The following is a 10,577-nucleotide window of genomic DNA, read 5'->3' on the forward strand; positions in this document are numbered from 1 at the left end:
TCAGGCCCTGGACTTGCGTTCTCCGAAGGCGGTCGGACGGTCCGGCCACGGAGCGTCGGCTGGTCGCAACTCTGTGCCGACAGCGCGTGCTGCCGCCAGCGCCATGATGCCGGACACCGCGGTGGCGTTCACCAGATCGCCGCGCAAGGCCATGTCGACGGCCTGCGCCAACGGCACCCGCGCAATCTGCAGGTCCGCCTCTTCGTGTTCGGGATCTTCCCGGTCCACGTCGTGCAACCCCTCGGCGAGGAAAATTCGCACAGCTTCGTCGGTGAACCCCGGCGAGAGCGCAACGTCGACAAGCACGGACCAACGATCCGCGCCGAGTCCGGTTTCTTCGCCCAACTCGCGCGCAGCAGCGTCCAACGGGCTCTCGCCAAGTGCGTCGAGAAGACCGGCCGGGATCTCCCACAGCCGATGACCGAGCGGATGCCGGTACTGATGAATCAGAACAAGATTGTCGTCGGCGTCGATCGCCACCACCGCAACAGCGCCGTGGTGTTCGACGACCTCCCGGTCGGCGCGCTGACCTCCTGGCATCACCACAGAGTCCTTACGCAGCGCGATGATCGCGCCGGTGTAGATCGTGGTGGAGTCGAGGGTGTCGAATTCGTGCCGACCGGGGTCGCTCATGTGATTGCTAGACCTTTTCCGAGGATTCGGTGGCGGCGTCGAGTTCGGTCTCGGTTGCTGCGGTGTCAATGGTCTTCTCGGCGTGAACGTCAACGGGCAGACGCTCTTCGAGCTTGTACTTCAACGCCGCATCGATGAACGCCGAGAACAGCGGGTGCGGACGCGTCGGGCGGCTCTTGAGTTCCGGGTGTGCCTGCGTTGCAACGAAGAACGGGTGCTGCTCGCGCGGGTACTCGACGAACTCGACGAGATGGCCGTCGGGCGACGTACCGCTGAACTGCAAGCCGGACTTGGCAATCCGCTCACGGTAGGTGTTGTTGACCTCGAAGCGGTGACGGTGACGCTCGGACACATTTTCGGTTCCGTAAGCCTGCGCCGCAACCGAACCCTTGGTCAGCACTGCCGGGTACGCACCCAGACGCATCGTGCCGCCGAGGTCGGCCTCGCCGGCAATCACGTCTTCCTGATCGGCCATTGTGGAGATGACGGGGTACTTGGTGTCCGGTTCGAATTCAGCCGAGTTGGCGTCCGTCAAACCGACGCTGCGTGCGGCTTCGATGACAACACACTGCAGACCGAGGCAGATACCGAGCAGCGGGAGCTTGCGTGCGCGGGAGTACCGGATCGCGCCGAGTTTGCCTTCGATACCGCGGATGCCGAAGCCGCCGGGGATCAGAATGGCGTCGACGTCGCCGAGGGCGGCCTGAGCACCTGCTTCGGTCTCGCACTCGTCGGAAGCAACCCACGAGATCTCGACCTTGGAACGGTTGGCAAAGCCACCGGCACGCAGCGCCTCGGTCACCGACAGGTACGCGTCCGGCAGGTCGACATACTTGCCGACCAACGCAACTCGGACGGTCTCACGCGGCTGGTGAACCCGATCGAGCAGATCGCCCCATACAGTCCAGTCGACGTCACGGAAGGGCAGACCCAACTGACGCACGACGTACGCGTCGAGGCCCTCGCGGTGCAGAACCTTCGGGATGTCGTAAATCGACGGAGCGTCGGGAGTGGAGATGCAGGCATCGACGTCGACGTCGCACATCAGGGCGATCTTGTTCTTGAGGCCCTGCGGGACGTCACGATCGCAACGAAGGATGAGCGCGTCGGGCTGAATGCCGATGCTGCGCAACGACGCAACAGAGTGCTGCGTCGGCTTGGTCTTGAGTTCTCCGGACGGGCCGAGGAACGGCACGAGGGAGACGTGCAGGAAGAACACGTTGTCGCGGCCGACGTCGTGGCGGACCTGACGGGCGGCTTCGAGGAACGGCTGCGATTCGATGTCGCCGACAGTTCCACCGATTTCGGTGATGACGACGTCGGGGCGCACACCCTGCAGATCCGGGCCGCTCATCTCGAGGATGCGTCGCTTGATTTCGTCGGTGATGTGCGGGATGACCTGAACGGTGTCGCCCAGGTACTCGCCGCGACGCTCCTTGGCGATAACCGTCGAATACACCTGGCCGGTGGTGACATTGGCCTGACCCGAGAGATCGCGATCGAGGAAGCGTTCGTAGTGTCCGACGTCGAGGTCGGTCTCTGCGCCGTCTTCGGTGACAAACACTTCACCGTGCTGGAACGGATTCATGGTGCCCGGATCCACATTGAGATAGGGATCGAGTTTCTGCATGGTCACGCGCATGCCCCGCGCGGTGAGCAACTGTCCCAAACTGGAGGCGGTCAAACCTTTACCGAGCGAAGAAGCAACACCTCCGCTGACGAAGATGTGCTTGGTGGCGGTACGCGTGGTGTTGCGTGACTGTGGCAAAAGGGGCTCCCGTGACGACTGTGCAGGGCTTGGTCTGTTGAAGCAATGCTGGGGCCTGCCGACCCACGGGATTTCACGGTAACACCTATGGGGCCCCGACGCCTACTACGCGCCGAGTTTCGCCCCACGATGTGACCGGGGTATCAACTCGCGGGTGCACCGACGGTGATCGCCGCGGCTCCCGGGCCGGTTCCGTACCGTCCTGCTCCGCCGTTCAACTGCTCTTGCAAAGCCAGCGAGGTAGTGATCTTCCCGGCTTCACGATCAACGTTGTCGATGGTCGTCAGACCCGCTGAGAGCGCCGCATCGGCCCGTACAACCGCAATCGGACCATTGCCATCGGCCGAGCCCGGTCGACCCGCCAGGACCGTTCCTGCGCCGCGTCCGTCCAGCGCACCGGCAAAGCGGGCGATCACGGCGCCGCGATTACCGGAGGCCCCGTCGTCCGATGCGTTGTCGCCCGTGAGGACCACCGCGAGCTGAGCCGGCTTGACGACGCCGTCGTACGTGACGAAACCTGCGCTGCGCAACGTGTCGAGAGCCAGATTCAGCTCGTCCGGCGTGCTCTGCGGCTCACTGGTCGATCCGTTGAGCAAGAGGACTGATCCGAGCAGGTCACCGGCGAGGCTTCCCTGGTCGACCGCTCCCGTCTTGAGAGTGATGCCCGCGGGGATCACGTTGTTCACGACCGTCCGCAGACGGTCACCGCCGCTGGCATCGGCAAACGAATCCGTCAACGACACGCGACCGGTCACCGCGCCGCCCGATGCCGCGATCAACCGCGTGACACCGTCCAGATCGCTCGGATCAGCGTCGGGTGCGGTCACCAGCACAACGGTCCGACCGGCGAGAGAATCACGTACGACGCGTCCGCCCACTGCCGAGTCGAAACCGTCGGCGGAGTTGAGTTGCTCTTCGAGATGATTGTTCTGTTCGTTAAGATTTTCGATCTCGTTCTGCAGATCAGCCTTGTCGTCGCGCAGGCCGGAGAGCAGCCCACTCGACAACATTCCGGATCCCAGAACAACGCCGATGGCGAGTGCCAAGAAAATAGCCGCAATCGAAATTGCGTGTTGACGCATAGAAATCACTTGAAGAGCCCCTGAACCCACAGCGCAAAGCTGTTCCATGTTGCGATTGCCCAGTCGAGAACTTCACTACCGGCATTGGATACGACCAGCGCGACGATCACCGCGACCAGTGCGGCGAGCACCAGAAGAGCAATAGCTCCCCCGGATACCCGACTGCGATACAGCGTTGCGACGGCTTTGGCGTCGACAAGTTTCGGACCGACCTTGAGTCTGGTCATGAACGCCGACGGATTGCTTTCGCGGCGAGCACGATCGAAGAATTCGTCGAGCGAGACGACGTTACCGACCGTCACGATCAGCGACGCGCCATGATGGTCCGCAAGCAACAAAGCCAGATCCGTCGGTGACCCCGTTGCCGGGAACGTCATCGCTCCGATGCCGAGATCCTGGATACGCGAAAGACCGGCAGCATGACCGTCCTGGTCCGCAGGCAGAACCACCTCGGCGCCGGACTTCAGAGTGGCACTGGTGATTTCTTCCGGGTCGCCCACGATGAGGTCGGGGCGGTAGCCGGCTTTGCTCAGTACATCGGCGCCCGCACCGACGCCGATCATGATCGGCGAGTACTCCTTGATGAACGGCTTGAGGTTCTTGAGATCCGCCTCGTGATCGGGCCCGTCGGACACCACCACGACATGGCGGTCCTTGAGATTGATGTCGACGTCTGGCACGCCGATGCCGTCGATGAGGAGCGGACTCTCGGTTCGGATGAACTCGATTGTGTTGCCGGAGAACGCTTCGAGGTGGTCGACGAGTCCGGTTTTTGCCTCGATCATCCGGTCGGAGATCTCGGCCTCGGACTGTTCCTCACCCTTGAGGAGGCTCTTTGTTCCGTTGAAGACCTCGCCTTCGTGCAGGCGAATCTTGCTGCCGTCCTTGATCGACTTGAATACCTCGCCGTCCGGCGCGTCGATCAGGACGATGCCGTTGGCGACGATCACCTCCGGGCCGAGGTTCGGGTATCTACCGGAGATGGACGGCGATGCGTTGACAACCGCGAGCACTCCGGCTTTCACCAGAGCGTCGGCTGTTCGCCTGTCGATGTCGAGCTCGTCCAGGACGACGATATCCCCGGGACCGACACGGCGTAAAAGCTTGGCCGTATTCCGATCGACCCTGGCGATGCCGCTGATCCCTGGCAACGACGTGGTGTTACGGGAGAGCAATGCGGGCATCTTCATGGCTTCGATGATGAACCCGAACCTGCCGCTATCGGTGGAGGCGCGCCGAACCAACTACCACATCAACCACAACTGCACCACGTATTGTTCAATCTGTGACGCGTGCCGCATTGGCTATTTCCAACAGTTCCTCGGCGTGCGCACGACCCGTCTCAGTATCGTCCAAACCGGCCAACATCCGGGCCAGTTCCACGACTCGATCGCTGTCCGAGAGTGTCCGAACACCACTGTTGACGACGCCGCCCTTGTCGTCGACTTTGTCGACTACGAGATGGGTATCAGCGAATGCCGCCACTTGCGGAAGGTGCGTCACCACAATCACCTGATGTGTCCGAGCAAGTTTGGCCAATCGGCGACCGATCTCGACGGCCGCACGACCACCGACTCCGGCGTCCACTTCGTCGAACACCATCGTCGCGCCCGTGTCGCTACCGGCAAGAACAACTTCCAAGGCGAGCATCACGCGTGAGAGTTCACCGCCCGACGCGCTTTTACTGATCGGCAACGACGGAGCGCCGCTGTGCGCCGACAACCGGAACTCCACCTCGTCTACGCCACCGGAGCCGGCATGCAGTTCCGCTCCCCCGACGTTCAGCGGAGCCGAATCCTGAGGACCGGCAACCTGCTGCCGAACACTGACTTCCAAACCGGCCCGGCCCATCGCCAGTCCGGCCAATTCCGCGCTGACGGCTTTCGACAGTTTTGCTGCCGCCTTCACTCGCGCCGCGCTGAGTTTGGTGGCCGCATCTGCTGTCAGTGTGGCGGATTCCTCGACCTGCTTGCTCAACAATCCGAGAGCATCCGACGATACGTCGAGTTTGGACAGTCGAGTACGAGCAGTGTCGGCCCATTCCAGAACTCCGTCGACGTCAGCGGCATACTTGCGCGTCAGCGTCTTCAGTTCGGATTGACGTGACAGCAGTGTGTTCAGAGCATTCGGATCAGACGGTAATCCAGCGAGGTAGGTATTGAGATCGCCGGCTACATCGGTGACAACCGCGATGGCATCGGCCAGCCGCGCACCCAATCCGTCCAAATCGGAATCGACGACGGACTCGATCCGCGCCCTGGCCTCCGACATCAGATCCAGTGCGGGCGAGACTCCGACATCAGCACTGGCCATGTCGTCACTACCGGCGAGCGCTGCATGTGCTTCCTCGGCTGCCGAGCGCAACGAATCCAGATCACTGAGGCGCCGAACCTCTGCCACGATGGTGGCGTCCTCGCCCGGTTCCGGTGCAACACCGTCGATTTCGTTGAGTGCGAAGGTCAGCTGATCCGCTTCCTGCGCCAGTTCGCGGGCCTTCGACGTGCGTTCGATCAGTTCCGAACGAGCGTCAAGCCATTCACGGCGATGCTTCCGGTAGCGCGTCAGGAGCGTTCCGATTGTCTTGTCGCCGAAGCGATCCAGAGCATTACGCTGCTGGTCGGGACGAAGCAGGCGGAGCTGATCGTTCTGGCCGTGCACGGTCAACAACGGGTCGGTGAACTCCGAGAGCACACCGGCCGGAACGCTGCGACCACCGAGATGAGCTCGCGATCGTCCGTCGCTACCGACGGTCCGGACCGCGATGATGCTGCCGTCCTCGTCACGCTCTGCACCGGAGGACTCGAGAATCCGCGCGATCTCTCGTTCCGACGCCGGCGACAAGTCCGTGACGAACCTGCCCTCGACAACTGCGCGGGAGGCGCCCAAGCGCACCCGCCCGGCATCGGCTCGCGCACCACTGAGCAAGTGCAGGCTGGTGACAACCATCGTCTTACCCGCACCGGTCTCACCGGTCAGGACGGTCAATCCCTCGTGGAATTGCGCTGACGCCTCGGAGATCACACCCAGGCTGTCGATTCGGATCTCTGCGAGCACGTTTTAAGGCTTCCTTCCCCGCCACCCGGTCACCGGCAATTCGAACTTTCGCACCATCCGATCGGCAAACGGCGCCGAATCCAGTCGTACCCACTTGACCGGAGTGGCACCCCGAACAATCTCGACGCGTCCGCCCGCAGGCAGTTCCAGCGTGCGGCGACCGTCGCAGAACACCAACCCGTCGTGACTGCCGGCAACGGTCTCCACCGCAATCAGAGACTCCGGACTGGTGACGAGTGGACGCGCGAACAGTGCGTGAGCGTTGCTCGGAACCACAAGTAGCGCTTCGAGTTCCGGCCACACCACCGGACCACCGGCAGAAAACGCATAGGCCGTCGACCCCGTCGGCGTGGACACCAGCACACCGTCGCAGCCGAATGCCGACACCGGCCGCCCGTCAACTTCGAGAACCACTTCGAGAACACCCAGACGCGAGCGGTTTTCGATACTCGCCTCGTTGAGAGCCCACCCGCGATCGATGATCTCGTCATCGACGCGAATCACAACGTCCAACGTCATCCGGTGTTCCACGCGGTATTCCTTCCGGACTACCTGCGCGAGAGCCTCTTCGAGATGCTCGGCCTCGGTCTCCGCCAGGAACCCGATGCGTCCGAGGTTGATTCCGAGAACCGGAATCGACGCTTCCTGAGCTAACTCAGCGGCACGGAGAAAGGTGCCGTCGCCGCCGAGAACCAGAACCATCTCGCATCCGACTGCCGCTTCGGGACCTGGGTGAACAACTGTCACATCAAGATCCGGCGCCGAGAATCCCTCAGGCGCAGTCATTGCCTCGATACGCGAGCTGTCAGCTTCGTCGACCAGCACCCGCAGGCCAATGCCCGCGCTCTCGAAGATCTTTCCGACTCGTCTGGCAGTTTCGGCGATATCACGGCGACCCGGGTGTGCCACCAGGAGAATTTCGCGTGACTCACCTCCGGCAGTTGCATTCACTGCGGACCTTCCTCTACAGCTCTGCGGATAAGATCCTCGACCGACGGCGCATCGTCAGCCTGCTCCTGCGGCTCGGTTTCCTTCTTGAGCCACAGGAAGTACTCGACGTTTCCGGACGGGCCTGGCAACGGACTCGCAACAACACCGGCGGTACGCAGGCCCACCTTGGCGGCAGCTTCGGACACTTCGAGGACAGCGGAAATCCGAAGCTCAGGGTCACGAACAACCCCACCTGCCCCGACTCGATCCTTGCCGACCTCGAACTGCGGCTTCACCATCGGAACAAGATCGGCGCCGTCTGCGGTGCACGCGACAAATGCCGGGAGCACAAGCTTGAGAGAGATGAACGAGAGGTCGGCAACAACCATGTCGACGGTCCCACCGATGGTTTCGGCGTCGATGGCGCGGACATTGGTGCGGTCGATGACGTGAACCCGCTCGTCCGACTGCAGTCGCCACACCAATTGGCCGTATCCGACGTCGACAGCAACCACTTCTTTGGCACCGCGGGTCAACAGAACGTCGGTAAATCCACCGGTCGAGGCACCGGCGTCCAGGCAGCGACGCCCCTCGACGCTCAGCCCTGATTCGCCGAAAGTGTCAAGAGCGCCAATCAGTTTGTGTGCTCCGCGGGAGGCCCAAGAGACTTCCTGCTCGACCTCGACCACGCGCAGCGGTGTTCCGGCTTCGATGGCCGTAGCTGGTTTGGTGGCAACGGCACCCGAGATGAGGACCCGGCCGGCCGAGATCAACTCTTGTGCATGTTCGCGTGAACGTGCCAATCCACGACGAACGAGTTCAGCGTCGACGCGTGCTCTACGTGCCATGTCAGACCCTGTCCACAGACGCCAGTGCTTGGACCAGCACCTCGTGTGCTTGTTCCAGTAATTGCGCCTTGTGTGGAATCACGCCTGCTCCGTGCTGATCGTTCGGATCCTGATCGAGTTGCCCGAGACTCACGAGCAAAGCGTCGACGTCGGACCGAATACGCTCCGGGTCAACACCTCGCGACGGCCCAGGCACACCGGTGCCGGGGCTCGTGTTTTTGTTGTTCGATATCGGGGTGCTCATCGCGCACAACGCTAGTGCATGACCATTGGTTGCGCACACATCCCCACCCCGCGAGTCGAACACTCTTGCGAGAATTTACGCCAACCACGAATCTACGACGCGTTGCACATCGGCGTCCGATGCCTCGACGGTTTCGAATGCCGGATGTTCCCATGCCACGGGAGCGAGTGCGCGCAGCAGCGACGTCTCGTCTCCCACCATGGGTCCGTCCACGACCAGTGCCGTCCCGGACGTGGAGATGGTCCACTTCGAGTCGGTGCCGACCTTCGACAAGGCGGCAGGCTGGTTCAGTGCGTCGAGCGTTGCAGCAATGTAGGTGGGGTGCTGTTCGAGTGGAGCGCGCAGAACATCAGCGGGTGTACTGACACCGGTCAGAACAAGCAGTGAATCGATCGAAACAGCATGCGCGCCTTCAATATCCGTATCGAGGCGATCGCCGACGACCAACGGTTTGGTGCAACCGCTGCGGAGCAATGCATCGTTCATGAGCGGGGCCGCGGGCTTGCCGGCCACCAATGGTTCTACCTTGGTCGCTGCGCGCAGCGCCGCGACCATCGAACCGTTTCCGAGCACCAAACCACGCTCGGAAGGCAGCGTGGTGTCGAGATTGGCCGCCACCCACAGTGCGCCTGCGCGAATAGCAAGGCACGCCTCGGCGAGGATCGACCAATCGGTTGCGGTCGAATGCCCCTGTACGACGGCAACTGGAGATTCGGCAAACTCACGAACCGGACGCAGTCCGACCCGAGTCACCTCGTCGGCAAGCGCTTCGGTGCCGACAACAAGGACCGCAGACCCGGGAGCGACCCGTTCGGCAAGCAAACGGGCAGCCGTCTGTGAACTTGTCACAACCCGGTCGTCGACAGAATCGAAGCCGAGTTCGGTCAGATGCGCAGACACGTCCGACGGCGACCGGCTCGCGTTGTTGGTCACGTAGTAGAGCGCTTGCGATCCCTGGCCCAGAGCACTCTGGGTACCAGGAATCGCGTGAGCGCCCGCGTAAAGCGTCCCGTCGAGATCGAGCAGAAGTACGTCGTACTGGCTGCGAAGAACCGTCACAGATCTTCTCCGGACAGCTCCGCCACCCGCTCTTCTGCATCCGTATCGCCCTCGAGATCTGCTGCTGCAGCATTGAGGAACCACTTCAGACCGTCTTCGACGCGGCCGGCCGCAACAAGTGCGTCGGCGTAGGCGTAGAACAGCCTGGCAGCAGACGCACCGGTGCGCTTTGCATCAAGATCGGCAGTCTGCAAGGTGACAACGGCCTGATCGAACTGGCCGAGATCCATCCGGGCGCCTGCTACGACCATCCGAAGCTCCGACGCTTCATCACCCGACAGCAATTTCGCTTCGTCACTACGACCGAGTTCGATTGCCCGCTCGGGGCGGCCCAATCCGCGTTCGCAGTCAGCCATCACAGCAATGAGTCCAGGACCGCCGGCCATACGACGAGCTGCACGCAGCTCGGACAATGCTTCAGCCCATTCACCGGCGTGATACGCAGTGATTCCGGCAGCTTCACGAACAACCGCGATTCGGCCGGCGCGCTGACGGGCAGCACGGGCATGGAGCAGTGCAAGTTCCGGATCTTCGTCGACCAACTTGCCGGCCATGACGAGGTGACGCGCAACTGTGTTGGCGTTGTCCTTGTCCAAGCTCAGCAGATCACGACGAACAGCCGGATCAAGTTCGGTCGGTTCTACGTTGTCTGGTAGATCGGGTTCGTCAGGGCGTGCTGCCTGACGCTGATTGCGGTCACCGTCGCGTCCACGAGGGGTAAATCCACCCTCGCCGCCACGACGCGATCCGCCGCTTCTGTCTCCTCCGCCGCTGCGGCGGTCGCCGCCACCGCTGCTTCGGGGACCACGCCCGTCGTTGTCACGACGGGGGCCACCTGAACGAGGCGCTCCTCCCCCACGGAAGGACCGACGCTCGTCGCCATTCTCCGACACAGTCTTTCCTTTCATACAACGCACGAAAGGGGACCCAGTATGTTGGGTCCCCTTTCGGTTAACGGG

The 10,577-nt window shown here is 62.5% G+C and carries 10 protein-coding genes; all 10 read right to left on the reverse strand.

Annotated elements, in window-relative coordinates; translation table 11 throughout:
- The 10 genes from RG2_RS15145 to RG2_RS15190 all read right to left on the reverse strand — a co-directional run bounded on the left by RG2_RS15145 (position 1) and on the right by RG2_RS15190 (position 10,511).
- Positions 1–633 carry an NUDIX domain-containing protein gene (locus RG2_RS15145; protein WP_033231887.1) on the reverse strand — a complete coding sequence of 211 codons (633 nt, stop codon included), beginning with the start codon at positions 631–633 and terminating at the stop codon, positions 1–3.
- 7 nt (positions 634–640) lie between these two features.
- Entirely contained in the window at positions 641–2,401 is a 1,761-nt protein-coding gene (gene pyrG, locus RG2_RS15150; RefSeq protein WP_033231886.1) for a CTP synthase, read from the reverse strand.
- Positions 2,402–2,544: 143 nt separating this feature from the next.
- Positions 2,545–3,492, reverse strand: coding sequence for a copper transporter (locus RG2_RS15155; protein ID WP_033231885.1), 948 nt, complete (start codon positions 3,490–3,492; stop codon positions 2,545–2,547).
- Positions 3,489–4,673 carry a putative cytokinetic ring protein SteA gene (gene steA / locus RG2_RS15160; RefSeq protein WP_033232172.1) on the reverse strand — a complete coding sequence of 395 codons (1,185 nt, stop codon included), beginning with the start codon at positions 4,671–4,673 and terminating at the stop codon, positions 3,489–3,491. Before steA ends, RG2_RS15155 begins: the two co-directional genes overlap by 4 nt.
- A gap of 88 nt (positions 4,674–4,761) precedes the next feature.
- Positions 4,762–6,537, reverse strand: a complete 1,776-nt coding sequence (gene recN, locus RG2_RS15165; RefSeq protein WP_033231884.1) for a DNA repair protein RecN — start codon at positions 6,535–6,537, stop codon at positions 4,762–4,764.
- Between the two features lie 3 nt (positions 6,538–6,540).
- Positions 6,541–7,488 carry an NAD kinase gene (locus RG2_RS15170; protein WP_033231883.1) on the reverse strand — a complete coding sequence of 316 codons (948 nt, stop codon included), beginning with the start codon at positions 7,486–7,488 and terminating at the stop codon, positions 6,541–6,543.
- Positions 7,485–8,315, reverse strand: coding sequence for a TlyA family RNA methyltransferase (locus RG2_RS15175; protein WP_033231882.1), 831 nt, complete (start codon positions 8,313–8,315; stop codon positions 7,485–7,487). The genes RG2_RS15170 and RG2_RS15175 overlap by 4 nt, the downstream gene beginning before the upstream one ends.
- Position 8,316: 1 nt before the next feature.
- Positions 8,317–8,559 (reverse strand): hypothetical protein, encoded by a 243-nt coding sequence (locus RG2_RS15180; protein WP_033231881.1) that lies wholly within the window; start codon positions 8,557–8,559, stop codon positions 8,317–8,319.
- Positions 8,560–8,634: 75 nt separating this feature from the next.
- Positions 8,635–9,618 carry an HAD-IIA family hydrolase gene (locus RG2_RS15185; protein WP_033231880.1) on the reverse strand — a complete coding sequence of 328 codons (984 nt, stop codon included), beginning with the start codon at positions 9,616–9,618 and terminating at the stop codon, positions 8,635–8,637.
- Positions 9,615–10,511, reverse strand: a complete 897-nt coding sequence (locus RG2_RS15190; RefSeq protein ID WP_230590016.1) for a hypothetical protein — start codon at positions 10,509–10,511, stop codon at positions 9,615–9,617. Before RG2_RS15190 ends, RG2_RS15185 begins: the two co-directional genes overlap by 4 nt.
- Positions 10,512–10,577 lie beyond the last annotated feature (66 nt).

The sequence above is a fragment of the Rhodococcus globerulus NBRC 14531 genome (assembly GCF_001894805.1).
Lineage (GTDB): Bacteria > Actinomycetota > Actinomycetes > Mycobacteriales > Mycobacteriaceae > Rhodococcus_F > Rhodococcus_F globerula.